The sequence below is a fragment of the Rhodococcus sp. Z6_132 genome (genome assembly GCF_058133635.1).
Map to the genome: position 1 here is coordinate 857,490 of NZ_JBYUNP010000003.1, position 24,360 is coordinate 881,849.

Here is a 24,360-nt window from a genome sequence, read left to right on the forward strand (position 1 = left end):
GAGGGGGAAGGTCGCGATGATTCACGCACGCGGGTTGGCCCGGTCGTTCAAGACCAAGACCGGGCCGGTGCAGGCGGTGGCTCCGCTGGACCTCGACGTCAGCGCCGGCGAGATCGTCGGGCTGCTCGGCCCCAACGGCGCGGGCAAGACCACCACGCTGCGGATGCTCACCACCTTGCTCGACCCCACCGAGGGCACCGCCACCGTGGCCGGTGCCGACCTGCGCGAGCAGCCCCGTGAGGTGCGCCGGCGCATCGGCTACGTCGCCCAGGTGGGCTCCGCGCCGGCGCCGGGCTCGCGGGTGGCCGAGGAGCTCGTCACCCAGGGGCGGCTGTACGGGCTGAGCCGGGCGCAGGCGCAGCAGCGGGTGACCGAGCTGCTGCCCCAGCTGGACCTGGGCGAGCTGGGTGGCCGGGCGCTGTCCGAGCTCTCCGGTGGGCAGCGCCGCCGCTTCGACGTGGCCAGCGGGTTGGTGCACACCCCGGGGCTGATCTTCCTGGACGAGCCCACCACCGGGCTGGACCCACAGAGCCGGGCCAACCTGTGGGAACACATCCGCACGCTGCGCGACGAGCGCGGGGTGACCGTGGTGATCACCACGCACTACCTGGACGAGGCCGATGCGCTCGCCGACCGCATCCTGGTGATGGACCAGGGGCGCATCGTCGCCGACGACACCCCGGACGCGCTCAAGGCGGCCGTGTCCGGCGACGTCATCACCGTCAGCGTGGACGGTGACCTGGCGCTGGCCGAGGTGGTGGCCCGGGAGGCCATCGAGGTCCGGGAGGCGCGCGTGGAGGGGGAGACGCTGCAGCTGACCGTGGAGCGCGGCGACGTGGCGGTGGCCCCGCTGCTGCGCGCGCTGGACGCCGCCGACCTGCCCCTGCGCACGGTCACCGTGGCCCGCCCCACCCTGGACACCGTCTTCCTCACGCTGACCGGACGGTCGTTGCGCGAGGACGCGCCGGCCTGACGTGCTCCTGCTCCTGCTGACCTGAGAGGACCCCCATGCGCTCCACCCTCGACGCGACGTCCGTGGTGTTCACCCGGGACATGCGGCTGCTGCTGCGCAACCCGGTGTGGGTGTTCTTCGGGCTGGCCCAGCCCGTCCTGTTCCTGGTGCTGTTCGGCCCGCTGCTCACCAACGTGCGCGCGGGCGGGCTCGGCGGCGAGGCGTCGTGGTCGCTGTTCGTGCCCGGCCTGCTGCTGCAGCTCACCATCTTCGGGGCGGGCTTCGCCGGGTTCGGCATCATCCAGGAGATGCGTGAGGGCGTGCTGGAGCGCCAGCGGGTGACCCCGGCGCCGCGGCTGTCGCTGCTGCTCGGGCGGACGCTGGGCAACACGGTGACCATCGGGGTGCAGGGGGTGATCCTGGTGTTGGTGGCCGTGCCGTTCGGGTTGCGACCGACCTGGGGTGGGGTGGCGATCACCCTGGTGCTGATCTGCGTGCTGGCCCTGGGGGTGTCAGCGGCGTCGTACTCGATGGGCATCATCCTCAAGGATGAGGACTCCTTCGCCCCGTTCGTGCAGGGCGTCTCGCTGCCCCTGCTGCTGCTGTCCGGGGTGTTCCTGCCGATGTCGCTGGCGCCGGGCTGGCTGGAGAACCTGAGCAGGATCAACCCGCTGGTGTACCTGGTGGACGCGGCGCGCTCGCTGTTCCGCGGCGAGCTCTCCGGCGGCACGGTGACGACCGGAGTCATCGTCACCGTGGTGCTCACCGCACTGCTGGCCTGGTGGGGGACGCGCACCTTCCAGCGGATGTCCGCCTGAGCTAGCCGGTGACGCGGAAGCTGGCCAGCGGGGCCGGTTTCGGACCGTAGAAGTAGATGAGCACCGGACCGCCGGGTGGCAGGTCGAAGGCGACGTCGCCGATCAGCTGTCGGCCCGCGTCGACCGTGCCGTCCACCTGTTGGTTCACCACACCGATCGAGGGGGTGCGCGTGGTGCCGTCGGCGACCTCGGCGCGGAAGTCGTAGTCGCTGACGTAGGTGGAGCCGGCGCTGACCGACACGGTGAACGTGGCCACCAGGTAGGAGCCACTGGCGGGGTCGTCACCGAAGTCGTTCTCCGGCTCGCTGATGCGCCGGGTGCCGTTGAGAGTGACGGTGCCGGCGATGTCCTCGGCGCCAGGTGCGGCCACCGTGAAGGAGACGGTGGTCCCCACGCCGGGCGGACCAGTCGGGGCGGGGGCGAGCGTCGTGGTGCTGGGCGCCTGGGTGCTCGGCGCCGCGGACGGCACGGCGGTCCGGGTGGTGCTGGTGCGCACGGCGGTCGCGGAGGGGGCAGCAGCACTGGCCGACGGCGTGGGCTCCTCGACGCCGGTCGAGGCCTCGGCGGGCTCCGTGGTGGTGGTCGGTGAGCGCGTGTCGGGGAGCGCGGTGGCGGTCGGGCGGTCGTCCGACTGTGGTCGCGGGTCGGAGTCATTGCCCATCAGCCCGACCACGAGGACCACGACGACGATCGTGGCGACGGCTGCCACCGCGATCAGCCCCGCCAGCAGCCAGCGGTGCACCACGACCGAGTCCTGCGGGGGACCACTCTCGCCCGGGGGAGCCGGCTGGTCGGGATCTTCGGGGTGGGTGAGGTGGTCGTCAGACATCACAGTCCTTCGGCTCCGCGAAAAGCGGAGCGGCGCAACGGGGTAGGCCGAGCAGCCGGGTGGTGTCCCGGCGGCGCGGCCTACTTTCGCACGGATCTAGCTGAGCCGGACAGTCACTCCTCCGGAGAACACCGAGTCGTGCAGCTCCAGCGTTGTGGGCACCGCGTCCTTCGGGATGTCGAAGACGAGTGTGCCTTGCACGCTGTTGCCCGGGTTTATCTCAGCCAGGAAGTTGTCCGAGTCGAGGTAGATGCCTGCCATAGTGTCCGTGGACAGCTCTCGTCCCTGCTGGTCAGTCATCTTCTGGGCGCTCCCGGCGAACATTTGTTGGCGGTCCCCAATGTTTCGCACAGTGAGCTTCACAACGACGAACTGGCCCTGAGCTGTGGCCTTCAAGTAACCGCTGCCGACCGAAGCCTTTCCGGGCTGGACGGTAGTCACCACGAACTCGAACTTTCCGTCGCGCACGGGACTGCCGATCGTGGCCAGCGGAGGTGCACTCGCCGATGGCTGAGGGCTGGGAGGTGCATTCACCGATGGCTGAGGGCTGGGAGGTGGATCCACCGATGGCTGAGGGCTGGGCGGCGCGCTGGCCGATTGCTTAGAGCCTGCTGACTTGCCCGCGGAATATCCGTCCGAAAACTCTTCACTCGAGGCAACAGCGATAGCGCCCATGAAGACGATGAACGCGGCGAGTGCGGTGAGAATTTTGTGGCGAGCAATCCAGCTCGGCCTCGCTTCGGGCAAGCAGGCGAATGCGTCTGGACGCTCGCCTGCGGCATCACGCCGACCGGGTGCTGTGGTGCCCTCGGTGAGATTCGAACTCACACTGGACGGGTTTTGAATCCGTTGCCTCTGCCGTTGGGCTACGAGGGCTCGCCGGGCCCCACTCTAGAAGACGCGGACAGCCGCGGTCGTGCCGGTAGGCTCAGCCTCCCAGCAGGACGGCAGGAGGCAGCCCGTGAGCGACCCACTCAGCAGGCGTTCGATGGTCGACGGTGCTCCCAGCTCCGACGGTAACCGCAAGCCCCGGCGCGTGCTCGTGGCCGAGGACGAGGCGCTGATCCGGCTCGACCTGGTGGAGATGCTCCGCGAGGTCGGCTACAAGATCGCCGGCGAGGCGGCCGACGGCCAGGAGGCGGTCGACCTCACCCGCTCCCTCAAGCCCGACGTCGTCATCATGGACGTCAAGATGCCCCGCCGCGACGGCATCGACGCCGCTGGCGAGATCGCCGCGGAACGTCTTGCGCCCGTGGTCATCCTCACCGCCTTCAGCCAGCGGGAGCTGGTCGAGCGTGCGCGCGACGCCGGCGCGATGGCCTACCTGGTCAAGCCGTTCTCGGTGGCCGACATCGTCCCCGCGGTGGAGCTGGCCGCCTCCCGCTTCGCCGAGCTGTCCGCGCTGGAGGCCGAGGTCGCCGACCTCAACGGTCGCCTCGCCGCGCGCAAGGTCATCGAGCGGGCCAAGGGCGTGCTCATGCAGACGCTCTCGCTCACCGAGCCGCAGGCCTTCCGCTGGATCCAGCGCAACGCCATGGACCAGCGCACCACCATGCAGGCGGTCGCCCAGGCGCTGCTGGACCAAGCCACCTCCGACTGACCGGAGCCATTCCCCGCCCGACGGGGGAATCCCGACTAAACGGACACGGTCTCGGTCGAGATGGGTCCGGCCATTGTTACGGCGAGTTATTTTTGTGTCGCCACTTCGTCACACGCGCTGCCGCTTGACCGTTGTGGCGTTACCTCTGCGTTAGGTTCACCCCCGTGTCGGCGCGCGCCGACGCCTCCCGGCGTTACTGGGGGACTCGACCACCCGGAGGTTTACGTGCGTCGTCGCAAGCTCACAACGGTTTTGGTGCTGGTGGGAGCCGCCACCTTGACCCTCAGCGCCTGTGGCTCGAAGTCGAGCGACAGCTCCGGCGGATCGGGCTCGTCCGCACCGCTCGCCATTGCACCGCTGGTGCAGATCGACCAGTCCGGCAAGGAGGTTGCGGCTTCCAGCACCACCGCCGCAGCCGACCCGGCCGGGGACGGAAAGGCCACCTGCACCAACGTCAAGCTGGCCTTCGCCGGCGCCAAGACCGGCCCCAACGCCGCCCTGGGCATCAACATCCGCAACGGCGCCAAGGTGGCGCTGGATGCGCACAACAAGGCCAACCCGGGCTGCCAGGTGGAAATGGTGGACTTCGACACCGAGGGTGACCCGCAGAAGGCCACCCAGGTGGCGCCGCAGATCGTCAGCGACCCCTCCGTCATCGGCCTGCTCGGCCCGGCGTTCTCCGGCGAGACCAAGGCCACCGGCGGCATCTTCGCCCAGGCCGGGCTGCCCTCGCTGAGCGCCTCGGCCACCAACGTCGCGCTCACCACCAACGGCTGGAAGACCTTCTACCGCGGTCTGGCCAACGACGGCGTCCAGGGTCCCTCCGTGGCCAAGTACCTCACCGACTCGCAGGGCTTCAAGAAGATCTGCGTGGTCCAGGACGACTCCGACTACGGCGTGGGCCTGGCCAAGGCCGTCGAGGACGCACTGGGCAGCGCGGCCGACAAGAGCTGCTCCGCCAGCGTCAAGACCGGTGACAAGGACTTCTCCGCCACCTCCACCTCCATCAAGAGCGCCAACGCCGACGCGATCTTCTACGCCGGCTACTTCGCCGAGGCGGCGCCGCTGGTCACCCAGCTGCGCAGCGCCGGCGTGACCGCCAAGTTCGTCTCCGCCGACGGCACCAACGACCCGGAGTTCGTCAAGCAGGCCGGGTCCTCCGCCCAGGACGCGTTGCTCTCCTGCCCGTGCGGCCCGGCGCCGGACAGCTACAAGGCCGCCTACAAGGCCGCGAACAACGCCGAGCCGGGTGTCTACTCCACCGAGGGCTACGACCTGACCACGATCATGCTCAAGGGCATCGACGCCGGGAAGACCACCCGCGCGGACCTGGCGGCCTTCGTCAAGAGCTACGACGGCGCCGGCCTGGCCCGCAACTACAAGTGGAACGACAAGGGCGAGCTCGACAACGCCCTGATCTGGATGTACCAGGTCAAGTGATCCACCCCTGACCTGAGCTGAGGGCAGTGCCTGACCGGTCGTCCGGCACTGCCCTCAGCGCGGTCCTGGCCTGCACCCCTTCCTGCCCACCCTGCTACGAGCTGCTGGGAGCACACATGAAACGGCGTGGTCTGTGAGCACGACGACCGGCGCGACGGCCGACGGCGCCACGACGCTGGCGGTGAGCCCCATCGGGTTCGACGTCGAGTCCCTGGTGGACAACTTTTGGCAGCTGACCGTGGACGGACTGTCCTACGGCGCCATCTACGCCCTGATCGCGGTGGGCTACACCCTGGTGTACGGGGTGCTCAAGCTGATCAACTTCGCCCACTCCGAGATCTTCATGCTCGGCATGTTCGGGCAGTACCTGGCGCTGATGGCCCTCGGCTTCGCCCCCAGCGGCAACACCTACACCGAGGGCATCGTCTTCACCGTCGGCTACCTGGCCATCGCGCTGGTGGCCGGCATGCTGGTCTCTGGCGGGGCAGCGGTGGCCCTGGAACGAGTCGCCTACCGGCCGCTGCGCAAGCGCCGTGCCTCTTCGCTGACCTTCCTCATCACCGCCATCGGCGCCTCCTTCGTGCTGCAGGAGTTCGTGCACTTCATCCTGCCGCGCATCGACTCCGACCTCGGTGGCTCCACCGCGCAGCAGCCGATCAAGCTGGTCGACCCCAAGGAGCAGTTCACCGTCTTCGGCGCCTCGGTCACCAACGTGACGCTGGTGATCATCGTGGCCGCGCTGGTGCTGGCCGCGATGGCCGACATCGTCATCAACCGCACCCGCTTCGGCCGAGGCATCCGCGCGGTGGCACAGGACCCGGACACCGCGACGCTGATGGGGGTCTCCCGCGAGCGGGTGATCATGCTGACGTTCCTGCTCGGCGGTCTGCTCGCCGGCGCCGCCGCGCTCTTCTACACCCTCAAGATCCCCTCCGGGATCATCTTCAACGGCGGCTTCATCCTCGGCATCAAGGCCTTCGCCGCCGCCGTGCTCGGTGGCATCGGCAACCTGCGCGGCGCCCTGCTCGGCGGGCTGCTGCTCGGGGTGATGGAGCTCTACGGCCAGGCGCTGTTCGGCTCCGAGTGGCGCGACGTGGTGGCCTTCGCGCTGCTGGTGGGCGTGCTGCTGATCCGCCCGACCGGAATCCTCGGCGAGTCACTCGGAAGGTCACGCGCATGAGCACCTCGGCCAAGGACCTCACCCCGCCGCCGGTCGGCGCCAAGTCCGCCGGCGAACCACCCCCGCGCGGGGTGGGCGACGCGCTGCGAGTGTGGTGGAACGGCCTGGCTCGGCCGGCCCAGTGGGGCTTCGCGGTGCCGGCCATCCTCGTCATCGCGCTGCTGCCGGTGCTCAAGCCGCCGCTGATCACCACCCCCGGCACCGACTTCGGCGGGGTGATGGCCCAGTTCTCCGTCTACGCGCTGCTGGCCATCGGGCTCAACGTGGTGGTCGGCCAGACCGGGTTGCTGGACCTCGGCTACGTCGGGTTCTACGCCATGGGCGCCTACACCGTGGCCATCTTGACCAGCCCCAACTCGCCGTGGAACCAGACCGGTCCGGACGGCTGGCTCAGCGACAAGTGGGCCTGGTTGGCAGTGCTGCCGCTGGCGGTGATCATCACCGCGATGTCGGGGGTCATCCTGGGCACGCCAACCCTGCGGCTGCGCGGTGACTACTTGGCCATCGTCACCCTCGGCTTCGGTGAGATCGTGCGGCTGCTCAGCGACAACCTCAAGGAGATCACCGGCGGCGGGCAGGGCTTGTCCGCGGTGGCCTACCCGCGGGTGGGGGAGACCGAGGCCAACCCCAACGGCATCTTCTCCGCCGGCAACAACAGCGGCGCGGTCAACTCCGGCGTCTGGTGGTTCTGGCTCGGCATCGCGCTGATCATCCTGGTCCTCGTGCTGGTGGGGAACCTGGAGCGCAGCCGGGTGGGCCGGGCCTGGGTGGCCATCCGCGAGGACGAGGACGCCGCGGAGATCATGGGCGTGCCCACCTTCCGCTTCAAGCTGTGGGCGTTCGTGATCGGTGCCGCCATCGGTGGCCTCTCCGGTGCGCTGCTCGCCGGGCAGGTGCAGTTCGTGGTGCCGACCGGGTTCAACGTCATCAACTCCATGCTGTTCCTGTGCGCGGTGGTCCTCGGCGGGCAGGGCAACAAGCTCGGGGTCATCGTCGGGGCGTTCATCGTCGTCTACCTGCCCAACCGGGTGATGTCGATCGACATCGGCGGCCAGTCGCTGGGCGACTACAAGTACCTGTTCTTCGGCGTGGCGCTGATCGTGCTGATGATCTTCCGGCCACAGGGGCTCTTCCCGGTGCGCCAGAAGCTGCTCGCGATGGGCCGCCAGGTGTTCCTGGCGGTGCACCGACGCCCGACACCGTCCGAGGCACCAGTGGAGGCACGCCCATGAGCGAGGAGACCGTCGACGTCCCGCAGGACAGCGAGCTGGTGGTGGATCCCGCGGCGGTGAACCCGGCGCTGACCGACGACGCCGCGGTGGCCGCTGCGGTGGCCCCGCAGCGGGAGGTGCTCACCGCCGAGGGCGGGGCACTGCTGCAGGCGCGCAACCTGACCATGCGCTTCGGCGGGCTGACCGCTCTGGACGACGTCACCTTCGACATCAAGCGTGGCGAGATCCTGGGCATGATCGGTCCCAACGGCGCGGGCAAGACGACCTGCTTCAACGCGATCACCGGGGTCTACCGGCCCACCTCCGGAGAGGTGCTCTTCGACGGTGCCCCGCTGGGCAAGCTCAAGCGCCACCAGATCACCCAGCGCGGCATCGCCCGAACCTTCCAGAACATCCGCCTGTTCGGGGAGATGACGGCGCTGGAGAACGTGGTGGTGGGCACCGACGCCCGGCACCGGACCTCCGTGCCCGGCGCGCTGTTCCGCAGCCGCCGTCACGCCGCCGAGGAGCGCGACGCGGTGGAGCGCGGGATGGCGCTGCTGGAGTTCGTCGGCATCGCCCCGCGCGCGGTGGAGAAGGCCCGCAACCTCTCCTACGGCGACCAGCGCCGCCTGGAGATCGCCCGGGCGCTGGCCACCGAGCCCAAGCTGCTGTGCCTGGACGAGCCGGCCGCGGGGTTCAACCCCAGCGAGAAGTCGGCGCTGATGGACCTCATCCGCAAGACCCGCGACGACGGGTTCACCGTGCTGCTCATCGAGCACGACATGCGCCTGGTGATGGAGGTGACCGACCGCATCGTGGTGCTGGAGTTCGGTCGCAAGATCGCCGAGGGCCTGCCCAAGGATGTTCGGGAAGACCCGGCCGTCATCGCCGCCTACCTAGGAGTGCCCGACGATGCCCTTGCTTGAGATCTCCGACATGACGGTCAGCTACGGCCGCATCGAGGCGCTGCACGGCATCTCCCTGTCCGTGGAGGAGGGCGAGCTGGTCACCCTGCTGGGGGCCAACGGCGCCGGCAAGTCCACCACCATGCGGGCCATCTCCGGGCTGCTGCCGCTCACCCGAGGCACGGTGTTCTTCGACGGCCAGGACATCACCCGGGTGAAGGCGCACGAGCGGGTGCTGCGCGGCATCGTGCAGGCGCCGGAGGGCCGCGGGGTGTTCCCGGGCATGACGGTGCAGGAGAACCTGGACATGGGCTGCTACGCGCGCAAGTTCGCCACCAAGGCGGAGTACAACCAGCGCCTGGACTGGGTGTTCGAGCTGTTCCCGCGGCTGCTGGAGCGGCGCACCCAGGTGGGCGGCACCATGTCCGGCGGCGAGCAGCAGATGGTGGCCATCGGCCGGGCGCTGATGGCGCGCCCGCGGGTGCTGCTGCTGGACGAGCCGTCGATGGGGCTGGCGCCGATGATCATCCAGCAGATCTTCCGGATCATCAGCGAGATCAACTCCCAGGGCACCACGGTGCTGCTGGTGGAGCAGAACGCCCAGCAGGCGCTGACCCGCTCCGACCGCGCCTACATCCTGGAGACCGGCGAGGTCACCCGCACGGGGCCGGGCCGGGAGCTGCTGGCCGACGACAGCGTCAAGGCCGCCTACCTGGGCGTCGCCTAGCCCTTGGGGCGTCTGCAAGTACCACCAACCAGGCGCCCCAAGGTCAGCAACCGCTACCAAGCCCCGCCCTGCTGCCCCGGCCCCCGGCGACGCCCCGGCTGTCGGTGCTGGTCTCTAGACTTCGGCCTCGTGAGCCCCACCGCTGAGAACACCGCGCACACCCCCACCGCCGAGCGGGCCGCCGACGTTCCGGCCGCCGACGTCTCGGCCGCCGACGAGCCGGCCGCTGCCGTGCCGACCGCCGACGCCGGGACCACCCAGCCGACGCTGCTGCTGCTGGACGGGCACTCGCTGGCCTACCGCGCGTTCTTCGCCCTGCCCGCGGAGAACTTCCGCACCACCAGCGGCCAGACCACCAACGCGGTCTACGGCTTCACCTCCATGCTGATCAACCTGCTGCGCGACGAGAAGCCCACCCACGTCGCCGCCGCGTTCGACGTCTCCCGCCAGACCTTCCGCGCCGAGACGTTCCCCGAGTACAAGGCCAACCGCAGCGCCACCCCGGACGAGTTCCGCGGCCAGGTGGACATCACCAAGGACGTGCTGGGCGCCATGGGCATCCCGGTGATGGCGCTGGCCGGCTACGAGGCCGACGACATCATCGCCACCCTCACCACCCAGGCCACCGCGCAGGGCTTCCGGGTGCTGGTGTGCACCGGCGACCGCGACGCGCTGCAGCTGGTGGACGACAACGTCACCGTGCTCTACCCGCGCAAGGGCGTCTCCGAGCTCACCCGCTTCACGCCGGAGGAGGTGCAGACCAAGTACAACCTCAGCCCGGTGCAGTACCCGGACTTCGCCGCCCTGCGTGGCGACCCCTCCGACAACCTGCCGGGCATCCCCGGGGTGGGGGAGAAGACCGCCGCGAAGTGGATCCGCGAGTACGGCTCCCTGGAGGAGCTGGTGCAGCGGGTGGACGAGGTCAAGGGCAAGGTCGGTGCCTCGCTGCGGGAGAACCTGTCCTCGGTGCTGCGCAACCGCCAGCTCACCGAGCTGATCCGCGACGTCAGCCTGCCCTACACCCCTGAGCAGCTGGTGCTGGCGCCGTGGGACCGGGAGAAGATCCACGGCCTGTTCGACGACCTGGAGTTCCGGGTGCTGCGCGACCGGCTGTTCGAGACCCTGGCGTCGTCGGAGCCCGAGGCCGAGGAGGGCTTCGACGCCCGTGGCACCACCCTGGAGCCGGGCACCGTGCGCGAGTGGCTGGACACCCACGCCCGCGACGGCTCCCGGGTCGGGCTGTCGGTCAGCGGCACCGGCACCCCCTTCGGCGGTGACACCCTGGGGGTGGCGCTGGCTGCAGCCGACGGCGAGGGCGCGTTCGTCCGCACCTCCGCCATGGACCCCGACGACGAGGCGGCGCTGGGCCAGTGGCTGGCCGACGCCACCATCCCCAAGGCCGCCCACGAGCTCAAGCGGGCCCTGCACGCGCTGCGCGGCCGCGGCTGGACGCTGGTCGGGTCCACCAGCGACACCGCACTCGCGGCGTACCTGGTGCGCCCGGGCCAGCGCAGCTTCAACCTCGCCGACCTGGCGCTGCGCTACCTGCACCGCGAGCTGCGCGCGGAGACCTCCGACGACGGGCAGCTGTCGCTGCTGGACGCCCCCGACGCCGCGGAGGCCGCCGAGGCCACCGGCGAGATCGTCCGGGCCCGCGCCGTGCTCGACCTGGCCGCCGCGCTGGACCAGGAGCTGGCGGAGATCGAGAGCACCTCGCTGCTCACCGAGATGGAGCTGCCGCTGCTGGAGGTGCTGGCCGAGCTGGAGGCCACCGGCATCGCGGTGGACGCCGACAGCCTCAGCGACCTGCAGTCGTCCTTCGCCGCGCAGGTCAAGCAGGCCGCCGACGCTGCCTACGCGGTGATCGGCAAGGAGATCAACCTGGGCTCGCCCAAGCAGCTGCAGGTGGTGCTCTTCGACGAGCTGGACATGCCCAAGACCAAGCGCACCAAGACCGGCTACACCACCGACGCCGACGCGCTGCAGACGCTGTTCACCAGCACCGGGCACCCGTTCCTGGAGCACCTGCTGGCCCACCGCGACGCCACCCGGCTGAAGGTCACCGTGGACGGGCTGCTCAAGTGCATCGCCGAGGACGGGCGCATCCACACCACGTTCAACCAGACGATCGCCGCCACCGGCCGACTGTCCTCCACCGACCCCAACCTGCAGAACATCCCGGTGCGCAACGACGCCGGCCGGCGCATCCGGCAGACCTTCGTGGTGGGCCGCGACTCCGACGGCACCCCCTTCGAGACGCTGATGACCGCGGACTACAGCCAGATCGAGATGCGGATCATGGCGCACCTGTCCGGCGACGAGGGCCTGCTCGAGGCCTTCCGCACCGGGGAGGACCTGCACACCTTCGTGGGCTCGCGGGCCTTCGGGGTGCCGCTGGAGGAGGTCACCCCGGAGCTGCGCCGCCGGGTGAAGGCGATGTCCTACGGGCTGGCGTACGGCCTCAGCGCGTTCGGGCTGGCCAGCCAGCTGCGGATCTCCACGGAGGAGGCCCGTGAGCAGATGGAGGCCTACTTCCGCCGCTTCGGCGGGGTGCGCGACTACCTGCACGAGGTGGTGGAGCAGGCCCGCAAGGTCGGCTACACCTCCACCATCTTCGGGCGCCGGCGCTACCTGCCCGACCTCACCAGCTCCAACCGCCAGCGCCGCGAGGTGGCCGAGCGCGCCGCGCTCAACGCTCCTATCCAGGGCAGCGCCGCGGACATCATCAAGATGGCCATGCTCGGCGTGCACACCGCGCTGCACGAGCAGGGGCTGCGCTCCCGGATGCTGCTGCAGGTGCACGACGAGCTGGTGCTGGAGGTCGCCCAGGGCGAGCGCGAGCAGGTGGAGCAGCTGGTGCGCACCTACATGGGCAACGCCTACCCGCTGGACGTGCCGCTGGAGGTCTCGGTGGGCACCGGCTCGTCCTGGGACGCCGCCGCCCACTAGCCCGCCGCGCACCGGCGGACCGGGCAGGACGGGCAGCTAGGCGGGCTTGCGGCAGCAGAAGATGGCGGTGCCCGGGAACAGCTCGCCGCGCAGCGGGCTCCACTGGCCCCACTCGCGGTCCAGCCACTCCGGCCAGTCCGGCTCCACCAGGTCCACCAGCTCCAGCCCGGCCGCGACGATCTCGCGGACCCGGTCGCCGAGGGTGCGGTGGTGCTCGGCGTAGGTGGGCCGGCCGTCGGTGTCCACCTCGACGTACGGGGAGCGGTCGAAGTAGGAGATGGTCGCGGTGAGCCCGCGCGGGCCCGGGTCGTCGGGGAAGACCCAGCGCATCGGGTGGTTGACCGAGAACACCCACCGCCCGCCGGGCCGCAGCACCCGCGCCACCTCGGCCATCACCAGCCCGGAGTCGGCCACGAAGGGCACCGCGCCGAAGGCCGAGCAGGCCAGGTCGAAGCTGGCGTCGGCGAAGGGCAGGGCGTCGGCGCTGGCCTGCACCAGCGGCACCTGCGGCCCACCCTGCGCCATCCGGGCCCGCCCGCGGGCCAGCATCCCCGAGGACAGGTCCAGGCCCACCGGGCGGGCACCCTGGCTGGCGAGCCAGCGGCTGCACGGCGCCGACCCGCACCCCACCTCGAGCACGTCGCGGTCGGCCAGCTCACCCAGCAGGTGCACGTCTCCCTCGTGCAGTCCCTCTGGGCACCAGACGAACTCACCGGTCTCGGAGTCCGACCCCAGGAAGTCGCCGTGGGTGCGGTGGTAGTCCTCGGCGTCGGCGTCCCACCACGCCAGGTTGGCGCGCACGCTGTCCTCGGCGCTGAGCCCCACCCGGCTCGGCCCGACGGTGCCCAGGGCGGCGATAGCCTCGCTGTGTCGGGAGGCATCCGCCCCGCTCACGGGGGTCTCGTGGGATCCGGTGCCTGCCTGGGGCGCTCCGGGCGACTGGTTGCTCACTCGTCCTACCTCACGGGTTTGCTGGGGTACTCGACACCCCGTAGGCTTACGCCCGCACGTGGCATGCGTCTCGACGCTTGCAGCTGACCGTGCGATCTTCCCGCACGACGGCTCACTGCAGAACTGAAGAAGACCAGCACGACCACTGTGCGCTGAACACACACAGTATGGCCGAACACCGTCAACCGACTTCCTATCCCTCCGGAGCACTCCACCCCATGCCGACAACCACCCTCCCCTCGTCACGCAGCCCACAGGTAGCCATCAACGACATTGGCTCCGCCGAGGACTTCATGGCTGCGATCGACGCCACGATCAAGTACTTCAACGACGGTGATCTCGTTGAGGGCACGATCGTGAAGGTCGACCGCGACGAGGTTCTGCTCGACATCGGTTACAAGACCGAAGGCGTCATCCCCTCCCGCGAGCTCTCCATCAAGCACGACGTGGACCCCAACGAGGTTGTCGCCGTCGGCGACATCGTCGAGGCCCTCGTGCTCACGAAGGAGGACAAGGAAGGTCGGCTGATCCTGTCCAAGAAGCGCGCGCAGTACGAGCGCGCCTGGGGCACGATCGAGGCGCTCAAGGAGGCCGACGAGCCGGTCAGCGGCACGGTCATCGAGGTCGTCAAGGGTGGCCTCATCCTGGACATCGGCCTGCGCGGCTTCCTGCCCGCCTCGCTGGTGGAGATGCGTCGCGTCCGCGACCTCCAGCCCTACGTGGGCAAGGAGATCGAGGCCAAGATCATCGAGCTGGACAAGAACCGCAACAACGTGGTCCTGTCCCGCCGTGCGTGGCTCGAGCAGACCCAGTCCGAGGTCCGCAGCGAGTTCCTCAACCAGCTGCAGAAGGGCCAGGTCCGCAAGGGCGTCGTGTCCTCCATCGTCAACTTCGGTGCCTTCGTGGACCTGGGTGGCGTCGACGGCCTGGTGCACGTCTCCGAGCTGTCCTGGAAGCACATCGACCACCCGAGCGAGGTCGTCGAGGTCGGCACCGAGGTCACCGTCGAGGTGCTCGACGTCGACCTGGACCGCGAGCGCGTCTCCCTGAGCCTCAAGGCCACGCAGGAAGACCCGTGGCGCCAGTTCGCCCGCACCCACGCCATCGGCCAGATCGTGCCCGGCAAGGTCACCAAGCTGGTGCCCTTCGGCGCGTTCGTCCGGGTGGACGAGGGCATCGAGGGCCTGGTGCACATCTCCGAGCTGGCCGAGCGCCACGTGGAGATCCCGGACCAGGTTGTCGGCGTCGGCGACGACGTCATGGTCAAGGTCATCGACATCGACCTGGAGCGTCGTCGCATCTCGCTGAGCCTCAAGCAGGCCAACGAGGACTTCTCCGCGGAGTTCGACCCCTCCAAGTACGGGATGGCCGACCAGTACGACGAGGCCGGCAACTACATCTTCCCGGAGGGCTTCGACGCCGAGACCAACGAGTGGCTCGAGGGCTTCGAGAAGCAGCGTGAGGACTGGGAGCGTCGCTACGCCGAGGCGGAGAAGCGCCACGAGGCTCACAAGGCTCAGATGGAGAAGTCGGCCAAGGACGAGGCTGAGGCCGCGTCGGAGACCAACTACTCCTCCGACTCCGCTGACGACACCGAAGAGGTCGACGCCGGTGAGGGTGCCCCCGCCGCCGCCGGTGGTTCGCTCGCCAGCGACGCCCAGCTTGCCGCCCTGCGCGAGAAGCTGTCCGGCGCCTAGTCAGTAGCCGACGAAGCAGGCCCCGTTCCCGGACATCCGGGGGCGGGGCCTGACTCGTTGCTGGGGACGTGCGGGTGGGGGTGCCTCCTCGGGGCGAGGTCGGGCTAGTGCGCCAGCTGCCCGGTGGTGGCCAGGCTCGGAGCCCAGCGCACCTCCGGGGTGGCGGGGGAGCGCCGGCGCAGCCCGGCCAGGCTGTGGCGAGCCGGGGTGAGCAGCACGCTCAACCAGCTGCGGCGACGCGTGCTGAGCACGACGGCCACGGCGGGGTGCTCGGTGCAGTGCACGAGTCCGGGGCGGCCGGCGCGGTGGCGCCCGACGGTGCCCCTGCGGTGAGAGCTCGACATCGGGGCCTCCTGGGAACGAGTGCTACACCTGCGGTCACTAACCGTGAACTCTCAACCTACGCATGAGGGTCTGTCGGGACGCGGAGGCGCGCCGGTGTGCCGCGGCGAGTCTCGCCGTTGTGCCACACTCGATCCATGCTTCGGGTTGGCCTCACGGGCGGTATCGGCGCCGGCAAGTCCACGGTCTCGCGCCGCTGGGCCGAGCGGGGGGCGGTGGTGGTCGACGCCGACCTCATCGCCCGGGAGGTGGTGGCCCCCGGCACCCCGGGCCTGGCCCAGCTGGTGGAGCGCTTCGGGGACGGCATCCTGGACGCCGACGGGGCCCTCGACCGTCCCGCCCTGGCCGCCGTGGCCTTCGCCGACCCCGCCGAGCGGGCGGCGCTGAACGCGGTGCTGCACCCGCTGATCGGCGCCCGCACCGCCGAGCTGGTGGCCGCCGCCCCTGCCGACGCCGTGGTGGTGCAGGACATCCCGCTGCTGGTCGAGGGCAGGATGGCGCCGCTGTTCCACCTGGTGGTGGTGGTGCACACCGACGCCGACGAGCGGGTGCAGCGGCTGGTGGGGCAGCGGGGGATGACCGCCGAGGACGCCCGGGCCCGCATCGGCGCGCAGGCCAGCGACGAGCAGCGGCGCGCGGCGGCGGACGTGTGGCTGGACAACGGGGGCGCGCCCGACTCGCTGCTGGCGGAGGTGGACCAGCTGTGGGAGCGGCGGCTGGTGCCCTACGAGGCGAACGTGCGGCTGCACCGGCCCGTCGAGCCGACCGACCTGACGGTGGTGGACGCCGACCCGGAGTGGGCCGCCCAGGGTGCGCGGCTGGTGGCCCGGCTGCGGGTGGCGGCCGGGCTGCACGCGCAGCGGATCGACCACGTGGGGCCCACCGCGGTGCCCGGCCTGGCGGCGCCGGACGTGCTGGACGTGCAGGTGACCGTGGCGCAGCCCGACGACGTGGCCGCGCTGGTGCAGCCGCTGGTCGACGCCGGCTTCGCCCCGGTGGAGGAGCAACCGGTCGTCGGCGGCGACCCCGCCTGGGCGGAGGCCCACCACGCGGGCGCCGACCCGGACCGGCCGGTGCACGTGGCCGTGCGGGTGGCGGGTGCGCCGGCGCAGCGGCACACGCTGCTGCTGGTGGACTGGCTGCGCACCGAGCCTGCGGTGGCCGAGGAGCTGGTGGCGGCGCAGCGCGCGGCCGCGGCGCGCGCGGGCACCGCGGCGGAGCACCGCCGGCTCGTGCAGGACTGGATCGAGCAGACCGCGGGCCGGGCGCGGGAGTGGGCCGAGCGCACCGCCTGGGAGCCCACCACCGACTAGCTCAGCCGGGCACCGTCACCGCCAGGTGAGGGGCATGCCCCGCTCGCCCAGCCACGCGGTGACGTCGTGGCCGTGGCTGGCGATGCCGTCCACCGCGCCGACCGCCCGCTGCACGGCCAGCTCGCTGGACTCGAGGTCCAGCAGCCCGTGCGCGTGGGCCGCCAGCAGCTCGTCGGTGTCCAGCAGCGTGGTGGAGCGCCCGGTGCGCACCACCAGGTCGAGGTAGTGGTCCACCCCGTGCCAGACCTCGCCGTCGCGGTGGTACTCACCGATGTCCACGTAGAAGTCCTGGTCGCGCTCGTGACCGGGGTTGAAGTGGAACACCGTCACCCGCAGCCCCGCGCTGGGCAGCAGCCACGACTCGAGGTAGTGGAACTGCACGTGGTCGGCAGGGCGGGCCATGTACAGGCCCCACGGCTGCACCCGGTAGGTGTCCACGGCCCGCAGGATCCCCTTGGGATCGGTGTTGGTTCGCGCTGGGACGTCGAAGGTCTCCCGCTTGGGACGGTGCAGCGCCATACCGGCCAAACCTAGTCGACGCCGCGCGCCCCGCCGGTGCCCGACCCGGGCGTTCGCCCAGCGAGAGCTGTCGGGGGCGACGCCTACCCTGGACCCGTGGCACAGCAGACGAAGCAGACCTCGGAGCCCGAGCACGGGCTCCGCGCGCACTCGGAGTTCCGGCCGGTCAGCGCGATCCCGCGCGTCAAGGGGCAGTTCCAGGTGGTCAGCGACTACCAGCCCGCCGGTGACCAGCCCGCCGCCATCGCCGAGCTCACCAAGCGGATCAAGGCCGGCGAGCCGGACGTGGTGCTGCTCGGCGCCACCGGCACGGGCAAGTCGGCCACCACGGCGTGGCTGGTGGAGCAGGTGCAGCGGCCCACCCTGGTGCTGGCCCCCAACAAGACCCTCGCCGCCCAGCTGGCCAACGAGCTGCGCGGCTACTTCCCGCACAACGCGGTGGAGTACTTCGTCTCCTACTACGACTACTACCAGCCCGAGGCGTACGTCCCGCAGACCGACACCTACATCGAGAAGGACTCCTCGGTCAACGACGACGTCGAGCGGCTCCGGCACTCGGCGACCATGAGCCTGCTCACCCGGCGGGACGTGATCGTGGTGGCCTCGGTCAGCTGCATCTACGGCCTGGGCACGCCGCAGGAGTACCTGGACCGCTCCATCGGGCTCGAGGTGGGCGCCACGATGGACCGGGAGACGCTGCTGCGGGCGCTGGTGGACGTGCAGTACGCCCGCAACGACCTGGCCTTCGCCCGCGGCACCTTCCGGGTGCGGGGAGACACCGTCGAGGTCATCCCCGCCTACGAGGAGCTGGCGGTGCGCATCGAGTTCTTCGGCGACGAGATCGAGGCGCTGTACTACCTGCACCCGCTCACCGGGGACGTGGTGCGCGAGGTGGACGAGACGCGGGTCTTCCCCGCCACCCACTACGTGGCCGGACCGCAGCGGATGGAGCGCGCCACCCGCGACATCGAGGCCGAGCTGGAGGAGCAGCTGGCCAAGCTGGAGGGGCAGGGCAAGCTGCTGGAGGCGCAGCGGCTGCGCATGCGCACCGCCTACGACCTGGAGATGATGCGCCAGGTGGGCTTCTGCTCCGGCATCGAGAACTACTCGCGCCACGTGGACGGGCGCCCGCCCGGCTCCGCCGGTGCCACCCTGCTGGACTACTTCCCGGACGACTTCCTCCTGGTCATCGACGAGTCGCACGTCACCGTGCCGCAGATCGGCGGCATGTACGAGGGCGACATGAGCCGCAAGCGAACCCTGGTGGAGCACGGCTTCCGGCTGCCCAGCGCGATGGACAACCGGCCGTTGCGCTGGGAGGAGTTCACCGACCGCATCGGCCAGACGGTGTACCTCTCGGCCACGCCCGGCAAGTACGAGATCGCCAAGGCCGGCGGTGAGTTCGTGGAGCAGGTCATCCGGCCCACCGGGCTGGTCGACCCCAAGGTGGTGGTCAAGCCCACCAAGGGCCAGATCGACGACCTGGTGCACGAGATCCGGGTGCGCAGCGAGCGCGACGAGCGGGTGCTGGTGACCACGCTGACCAAGAAGATGTCGGAGGACCTCACCGACTACCTGCTCGAGCTGGGCATCCGGGTCCGCTACCTGCACTCCGAGGTCGACACCCTGCGCCGGGTGGAGCTGCTGCGCCAGCTGCGCCTGGGCGACTACGACGTGCTGGTGGGCATCAACCTCCTCCGCGAGGGCCTGGACCTGCCGGAGGTGTCGCTGGTGGCCATCCTCGACGCCGACAAGGAAGGCTTCCTGCGCAGTGCCACCTCGTTGATCCAGACCATCGGCCGCGCGGCGCGCAACGTCTCCGGCGAGGTGCACATGTACGCCGACAAGATCACCGACTCGATGAAGCAGGCCATCGACGAGACCGACCGGCGCCGCGAGAAGCAGATCGCCTACAACACCGAGCGGGGCCTGGACCCGCAGCCGCTGCGGAAGAAGATCAACGACATTCTCGACGTGGTCTACGCCGAGGCCGAGGACAGCGAGGGGATGGTCTCGGTGGGCGGCTCCGGGCGCAACGCCAGCCGCGGCAAGCGGGCCACCGGCGAGGCCGGTCGGGCCGCCAGCGCCGGGGTGCTGGAGGGCCGCGCGCCAGGGTCGATGCCGCGTGCCGAGCTGGCCGACCTCATCCAGCAGCTCACCGCCCAGATGATGGAGGCCGCCCGCGACCTGCAGTTCGAGCTGGCCGGACGGCTGCGCGACGAGATCGCCGACCTGAAGAAGGAGCTGCGCGGCATGGACGCGGCAGGCATCAGCTAGTCCCCACCGGTCCCGTAGTGTCCTGGCCGGGATGGCGAGACCCGCTGCGGGGCGCCGTCCGCCCACGGACACGGCCGAGAAGGGGACAGACGATGGCGGGAACGCGCTCGAGGATCACCGGCGGCACCGGAGCTGGTCTGCTCTCCGCGCTGGCGGTGGTGGGTCTGCTCAGCGCGGCCTGCTCCTCCGACTCCGACGAGGCCAAGCCCGCCGGCTGCGCAGACGTGCAGGCGGTGTTCGTGCCCGGCACCAACGAGACCTCGCCGACCGCCGACCCCAACGTCCCGCAGGGGCTGCTCAAGGCCGTGGCGGACCCGCTGCGGGGTGCGGTCGGCCCCGACGCGATGGGCATCAGCTTCGTGCCCTACATCGCCCAGTTCGGCAACCCCACCCCGTACCCGGAGAGCCAGGCGGCCGGGGTCAAGGCCACCCGTGACCTCATCCAGTCCGTGGCCACCAAGTGCCCGAGCACCAAGTTCGCGCTCACCGGCTACTCCCAGGGGGCTGCGGTCACCGGTGACGTAGCCACCCAGATCGGCAACGGCGAGGGACCGGTGGAGGCGGACAAGCTCGTGGCCGTCGCGCTGCTCTCTGACCCCAACCGCAGTCCCGGCACCGAGAAGCTCGTCGGCCCCCCGGTCGAGGGTGCCGGCCTGGCCGGCCCGCGGGCCAAGGACTTCGGCGAGGTCGCCGACCGCGTGGTCACCTTCTGCGCACCCGGCGACCTGATCTGCGCCACCCCCGAGGCGGCCCGGACCTTGTCCAACATCCCCGCCGCCCTGGCCCAGGTGGGCTCCTACATGGCCTCGCAGGTGCACTCCTCCTACGCCAGCTACCAGGTGGAGGACGGCAAGACCGCCACCGCGTGGACCGCCGGCTGGCTGCAGGAGAAGATCAGCAAGAGCTGAGCTCGTCAGCTGGTGATGTCCTTGCGGCTGAACCGGTACCAGGCGGCTGCGCCGAACACCGTGGCGTAGATCAGCGACGACAAGGTGCCCCAGGCCATCCGCGACCAGTCGACGTCGGTGGACAGCAGCGCCGTCCACGCATAGGCGTGGTGGGTCGGCAGGTAGTCGCGCAGGCCCTCCAGCGCGGGGATGCCGTCCAGGATCTCCGACACGATCGTCACCATCACCGCCCCACCCACTGCGCCCAGCGGGGCGTCGGTGGCCACCGACAACAGGCTGGCGAGCCCAGCCACCCAGAGCAGGCTGATGGCGATGTAGACGATCGCCCCGAGCAGGCGCACCAGGCCGGGGCCGTAGGACAGCGTGTCGCCGAGCGGGCTGACGATGTCGCCGGTTCCGTAGAGCGCAGTGCCCACCGCCAGGGCCACCGCGGGCAGCAGCACCAGCGCGAACAGCGAGAGCAGCCCCGCCACCACGGACTTCTGCCGCAGCAGCCGCCCGCGCGGCACCGGGATGGCCAGCAGGTAGCGCAGGCTGGACCACGACGCCTCGCTGGAGACCGAGTCGCCGAAGAACAGCGCCACCACCACCACCAGCAGGAACCCGATGGACGCGAACAGGGTGAACACGGTGAACCCGAGCCCGCCGGTGGTGGCCCGGTCCACGAAGCTGCCGCCCTCGGTGGACGAGCTGTCGCCCAGGGTGAAGGCCAGCACCAGCAGGAAGGGCAGCAGCGCCAGGAAGCCCATGGTGATCTGGGTGCGCCGGCGGGTGACCTGCCGACGCAGCTCCACCCCGACCCGCAGGGTGCGCTCGATCCGGTAGCCCGGGGCCCGGCCGTCGGTGGCCGTCATCTGCTCGCTCATCGGTCCACCCGTTCTGCCGCCGGGGCGCTCGCCGCGGCGGGTTGCTTGCCGTCACCAGGGGTGGTGCTGCCGCCGGGGGTCTCCACCAGCGCCAGGAAGACGTCCTCCAGCCGGTTGCGGGGCGCCACCGAGCTCACGCCCACCCCGGCCTGCACCAGCGAGCGCACCGCCTCGGCGGCGGGGACCTGCTCCAGGTCTGCCTGCACCAGCCCGGCGGAGGTGCCGGCGTCCACCTCGGTCACCGCCACGGCGCCCACCCCGGGCAGCTGCTGCAGCACGGCCGCGGTGCGGTCGGCGTCGTCCACCCGCAGCACCACGCGGCCGTCGGCGGCCACGATCTCCTGCACCGTGCCGGCAGCGACCACCTTGCCCTTGTGCACCACCACGACGTGGCTGCAGGTCTGCTCCACCTCCGAGAGGAGGTGGCTGGAGACCAGCACGGTGCGCCCGGTGCGGGCGTAGTCGCGCAGCACGGCGCGCATGGCCATGATCTGCGGTGGGTCGAGGCCGTTGGTCGGCTCGTCGAGCACCAGCAGGTCGGGCAGGCCGAGCATGGCCTGGGCGATGGCCAGGCGCTGGCGCATGCCCTGGCTGTAGGACTTGACGGTGCGCTCCACGGCGGAGCCCAGCCCCGCGATGGCCAGCGCCTCCTCCAGGTGAGCGTCCGCCGCGGGCCGGCCGGTGGCTGCCCAGTACATCCGCAGGTTCTCCGCCCCGGACAGGTGCGGCAGGAAGCCCGAGCCCTCCACGAAGGAGCCGATCCGCGACAGCACCGGGGAGCCGGCGCTCACCCGGTGGCCGAACACCCGGATCTCCCCGCTGCTGGGCGCGATCAGGCCCATCAGCATGCGCAGGATGGTGGTCTTGCCGGCGCCGTTGGGGCCGAGCAGCCCGAGCACCTGGCCGTGCTGCACCGCGAAGTCCACCCCGTCCACCGCCCGGTAGCCGTCGGCGTAGGACTTGGCCAGCCCGGAGACCACCAGCGGCACGTCCGAGCCGTCGTGGTCGCTCACCGCCCGGCGCCGGCGGCGCAGCCGACCCACCACGGCGACGACCACCAGGCCGGCCAGGATGGCGGCGATGCCCGCCGCGGCTCCGACGGGGACGGTGCCCGAGCTCTCGCTGGTGCCGGAGACCGAGGGCAGCGTGAGCGCGCCCCCCGGTGCCAGCGCCACCGCGTACTGGGCGGGGGTGAGGGGCGTGGCGTAGGCCTGGTCGGTGGTGCTGACCACCAGCTCCAGGTGGTGCCCGGTGGGCACCGAGGTGACGATGCCGGGCAGGGTGACCGTGACCGGGGTGGCCGGCCCACCCGGGCTCAGCGCCGGCACCCGGAAGGCCGCCACGCCACCGCCGGGCAGCGTTCGGCGGCCGTCCGCGCCGACGTCGTAGAGCTTGGCGTAGAGGACCGCGTCGCGGGTCTGGCCGAGGCCGGTCACCTCGAGTGTCACCCGGCTGGAGCCGGTGATGGTGACCGTGGAGGACACCGGCTCGGTGCGGAACACCGCGGCCTGCCCGGGCACGTCCAGCGCGGTGGACCCGTTGAGCGCAGCCGCGGACGCCTCCCCGGAGGCCAGGCCGGCGAAGGCGGAGGACAGGCCGGGCACCGTGCTCAGCGACGACGGCGACGCCCCGGCGGGCCGGCTGATCGGCTGGGTGGGGCCGGTCAGGTCCAGGCGACGGGTGGGGGTGGGGTCGTCGGCCTGCAGGCCCGGGTAGGCGGGCACCCGGATGGTGCGGGTGCGCTGGTTGCCGCTGCTGCTCAGCGGACCGGCGAGCTGGTAGCTGAACGAGGTGCCGGGGTCCTTGCCGCGCCCGGCCAGGTGGAAGGCCAGGAAGTCGGTGACCGCGGCCTCCGTGGTGGCGTTGCTGGTGGCCCCGTCGTGCCCGCCGGCGAACCAGGTGGTGGTCACCGGGGTGCCGGTGGCGGCGATCTGGCGGGCGTTGGCGTCGGACTGGTCCAGGCCGAAGAGGGTGTCCTGCTGGCCCTGCACCAGCAGCGTGGGCGCGCGCACCGCCGCGTTGGTGGCCACCGGCGAGCTGCGTCGCAGCAGCTCCACCAGCTCGGGCGAGGGTCGGCCGGTCTCGGCGGCGGTGTTGTAGGCGGCACAGATCTCCGGGACGAAGGTGCCGCACGGCCCGGCGAGCGGGTTGGTGGCGCCGGCGGCGAAGAAGATCCCCGCCCAGCTGCGCTTGAGCACGCCGTCGGTGCCGGTGGCGCCGGCCGCGGGAGTGTCCGGCAGCGCGCCGGAGGTGGTGGCGAGCTCCGGGAACAGGGACTGGCCCAGGTCGTTCCAGGTGATCGACGCGGCCACCGCGTCCACCCGAGGGTCCCGGCCGGCCAGTGACAGCGACAGCGCACCGCCGTAGGAGCCGCCGGCCACGCCCACCCGGGGATCGCCGGGGGAGTCCAGCTGCACCTGCGGCTGCTGGGCCAGGTAGTCCAGCAGGGCCTGGGCGTCCACCACCTCGTAGTCGGGAGAGTTCACCGCGATCTGCCCGGTGGTGCGGCCGAAGCCGCGGGCGCTGTAGGTGAGCACCACGAAGCCGTCCCGAGCGAGCTGGCGGGCCTGCGCGGCCACGGAGTCCTTGGTGCCGCCGAAGCCGTGGGCCAGCAGCACCGCCGGCGCGGGCGTGGCGTCGGGGGTGAACAGCGTGGCGTCCACGGTGATCGGCTGGTCGCGGGCTGGCCCGTCGGTGACGTCGATGCTCACCGCGCGCTCGGCAACCCCGGACGCACCGCTGGCCCGGCTCACGGTGACCGCGAGCAGGACGCCAGCGAGGAGCACCACCACGCCGAGCAGGACCAGCGGGCGCGTCAGACGGCTACGGGACATGCGCCCACGGTATGTGAGGTGCCCGACATCCCGGCTATC

At 71.1% G+C, this 24,360-nt stretch carries 20 protein-coding genes and 1 tRNA gene; 13 read left to right on the forward strand and 8 right to left on the reverse strand.

All coding sequences use genetic code 11. The features are described 5' to 3' along the window. Window positions 1-16 precede the first annotated feature (16 nt). Window positions 17-973 (forward strand): ATP-binding cassette domain-containing protein, encoded by a 957-nt coding sequence (locus AC3YO9_RS17215; protein WP_127782579.1) that lies wholly within the window; start codon window positions 17-19, stop codon window positions 971-973. Between the two features lie 35 nt (window positions 974-1,008). Further along, on the forward strand, window positions 1,009-1,770 hold the full coding sequence (locus AC3YO9_RS17220) for an ABC transporter permease (protein WP_127782580.1): 762 nt from the start codon (window positions 1,009-1,011) through the stop codon (window positions 1,768-1,770). 1 nt (window position 1,771) lies between these two features. Here the strand turns inward: AC3YO9_RS17220 and AC3YO9_RS17225 are convergent, their stop codons facing one another. The 3 genes from AC3YO9_RS17225 to AC3YO9_RS17235 form a co-directional block, all read right to left on the reverse strand. Continuing rightward, window positions 1,772-2,599, reverse strand: coding sequence for a DUF4352 domain-containing protein (locus tag AC3YO9_RS17225; RefSeq protein ID WP_489984024.1), 828 nt, complete (start codon window positions 2,597-2,599; stop codon window positions 1,772-1,774). Between the two features lie 96 nt (window positions 2,600-2,695). Further along, the gene (locus AC3YO9_RS17230; protein ID WP_241249808.1) at window positions 2,696-3,067 is read right to left on the reverse strand and encodes a DUF4352 domain-containing protein; all 372 of its coding nucleotides are present in this window, start codon (window positions 3,065-3,067) and stop codon (window positions 2,696-2,698) included. Window positions 3,068-3,399: 332 nt separating this feature from the next. Then, window positions 3,400-3,475: transfer RNA gene (locus tag AC3YO9_RS17235), tRNA-Leu, on the reverse strand. Window positions 3,476-3,587: 112 nt separating this feature from the next. On the opposite strand from AC3YO9_RS17235, the gene AC3YO9_RS17240 reads away from it, so the two are divergent. The 7 genes from AC3YO9_RS17240 to polA all read left to right on the forward strand — a co-directional run bounded on the left by AC3YO9_RS17240 (window position 3,588) and on the right by polA (window position 12,614). Then, complete coding sequence (locus AC3YO9_RS17240) at window positions 3,588-4,199, forward strand: ANTAR domain-containing response regulator (protein WP_489984101.1); 612 nt, start codon at window positions 3,588-3,590, stop codon at window positions 4,197-4,199. A 252-nt stretch (window positions 4,200-4,451) separates the two neighbouring features. Further along, entirely contained in the window at window positions 4,452-5,639 is a 1,188-nt protein-coding gene (locus AC3YO9_RS17245) for a branched-chain amino acid ABC transporter substrate-binding protein (RefSeq protein WP_127784718.1), read from the forward strand. A 175-nt stretch (window positions 5,640-5,814) separates the two neighbouring features. After that, window positions 5,815-6,819 (forward strand): branched-chain amino acid ABC transporter permease, encoded by a 1,005-nt coding sequence (locus tag AC3YO9_RS17250; RefSeq protein ID WP_127784719.1) that lies wholly within the window; start codon window positions 5,815-5,817, stop codon window positions 6,817-6,819. Beyond that, on the forward strand, window positions 6,816-8,051 hold the full coding sequence (locus AC3YO9_RS17255; RefSeq protein WP_127782582.1) for a branched-chain amino acid ABC transporter permease: 1,236 nt from the start codon (window positions 6,816-6,818) through the stop codon (window positions 8,049-8,051). Before AC3YO9_RS17250 ends, AC3YO9_RS17255 begins: the two co-directional genes overlap by 4 nt. Further along, on the forward strand, window positions 8,048-8,959 hold the full coding sequence (locus tag AC3YO9_RS17260) for an ABC transporter ATP-binding protein (protein WP_127782583.1): 912 nt from the start codon (window positions 8,048-8,050) through the stop codon (window positions 8,957-8,959). Before AC3YO9_RS17255 ends, AC3YO9_RS17260 begins: the two co-directional genes overlap by 4 nt. After that, entirely contained in the window at window positions 8,946-9,665 is a 720-nt protein-coding gene (locus tag AC3YO9_RS17265) for an ABC transporter ATP-binding protein (protein WP_489984025.1), read from the forward strand. Before AC3YO9_RS17260 ends, AC3YO9_RS17265 begins: the two co-directional genes overlap by 14 nt. A 231-nt stretch (window positions 9,666-9,896) precedes the next feature. Next, window positions 9,897-12,614, forward strand: a complete 2,718-nt coding sequence (gene polA / locus AC3YO9_RS17270) for a DNA polymerase I (RefSeq protein WP_489984102.1) — start codon at window positions 9,897-9,899, stop codon at window positions 12,612-12,614. Between the two features lie 36 nt (window positions 12,615-12,650). On the opposite strand, the gene AC3YO9_RS17275 is transcribed toward polA, so the two are convergent. Further along, complete coding sequence (locus AC3YO9_RS17275) at window positions 12,651-13,508, reverse strand: class I SAM-dependent methyltransferase (protein WP_127782585.1); 858 nt, start codon at window positions 13,506-13,508, stop codon at window positions 12,651-12,653. Window positions 13,509-13,783: 275 nt separating this feature from the next. Here AC3YO9_RS17275 and rpsA point away from each other — a divergent pair, with 275 nt between their 5' ends. After that, complete coding sequence (rpsA, locus tag AC3YO9_RS17280) at window positions 13,784-15,262, forward strand: 30S ribosomal protein S1 (RefSeq protein ID WP_127782586.1); 1,479 nt, start codon at window positions 13,784-13,786, stop codon at window positions 15,260-15,262. A gap of 104 nt (window positions 15,263-15,366) precedes the next feature. Here the strand turns inward: rpsA and AC3YO9_RS17285 are convergent, their stop codons facing one another. Next, window positions 15,367-15,606: a hypothetical protein gene (locus AC3YO9_RS17285; RefSeq protein ID WP_127782587.1), complete on the reverse strand. Its 240-nt coding sequence runs from the start codon at window positions 15,604-15,606 to the stop codon at window positions 15,367-15,369. Window positions 15,607-15,741: 135 nt separating this feature from the next. Between AC3YO9_RS17285 and coaE the strand changes: the two genes are divergently transcribed. Continuing rightward, complete coding sequence (coaE, locus tag AC3YO9_RS17290) at window positions 15,742-16,917, forward strand: dephospho-CoA kinase (RefSeq protein WP_489984026.1); 1,176 nt, start codon at window positions 15,742-15,744, stop codon at window positions 16,915-16,917. 15 nt (window positions 16,918-16,932) lie between these two features. Here coaE and AC3YO9_RS17295 read toward each other — a convergent pair whose 3' ends face one another. Continuing rightward, window positions 16,933-17,430: a ribonuclease FAU-1 family protein gene (locus AC3YO9_RS17295; RefSeq protein ID WP_206518202.1), complete on the reverse strand. Its 498-nt coding sequence runs from the start codon at window positions 17,428-17,430 to the stop codon at window positions 16,933-16,935. A 102-nt stretch (window positions 17,431-17,532) separates the two neighbouring features. Here AC3YO9_RS17295 and uvrB point away from each other — a divergent pair, with 102 nt between their 5' ends. Continuing rightward, entirely contained in the window at window positions 17,533-19,713 is a 2,181-nt protein-coding gene (gene uvrB, locus AC3YO9_RS17300; protein WP_489984027.1) for an excinuclease ABC subunit UvrB, read from the forward strand. Between the two features lie 92 nt (window positions 19,714-19,805). Further along, window positions 19,806-20,621, forward strand: a complete 816-nt coding sequence (locus AC3YO9_RS17305; RefSeq protein ID WP_489984028.1) for a cutinase family protein — start codon at window positions 19,806-19,808, stop codon at window positions 20,619-20,621. Between the two features lie 5 nt (window positions 20,622-20,626). On the opposite strand, the gene AC3YO9_RS17310 is transcribed toward AC3YO9_RS17305, so the two are convergent. Together AC3YO9_RS17310 and AC3YO9_RS17315 are read right to left on the reverse strand one after the other, a co-directional pair. After that, the gene (locus AC3YO9_RS17310; RefSeq protein ID WP_127782592.1) at window positions 20,627-21,487 is read right to left on the reverse strand and encodes a DUF2705 family protein; all 861 of its coding nucleotides are present in this window, start codon (window positions 21,485-21,487) and stop codon (window positions 20,627-20,629) included. Beyond that, window positions 21,484-24,321 carry an alpha/beta fold hydrolase gene (locus tag AC3YO9_RS17315; protein ID WP_489984029.1) on the reverse strand — a complete coding sequence of 946 codons (2,838 nt, stop codon included), beginning with the start codon at window positions 24,319-24,321 and terminating at the stop codon, window positions 21,484-21,486. The genes AC3YO9_RS17310 and AC3YO9_RS17315 overlap by 4 nt, the downstream gene beginning before the upstream one ends. Between the last annotated feature and the right edge of the window lie 39 nt (window positions 24,322-24,360).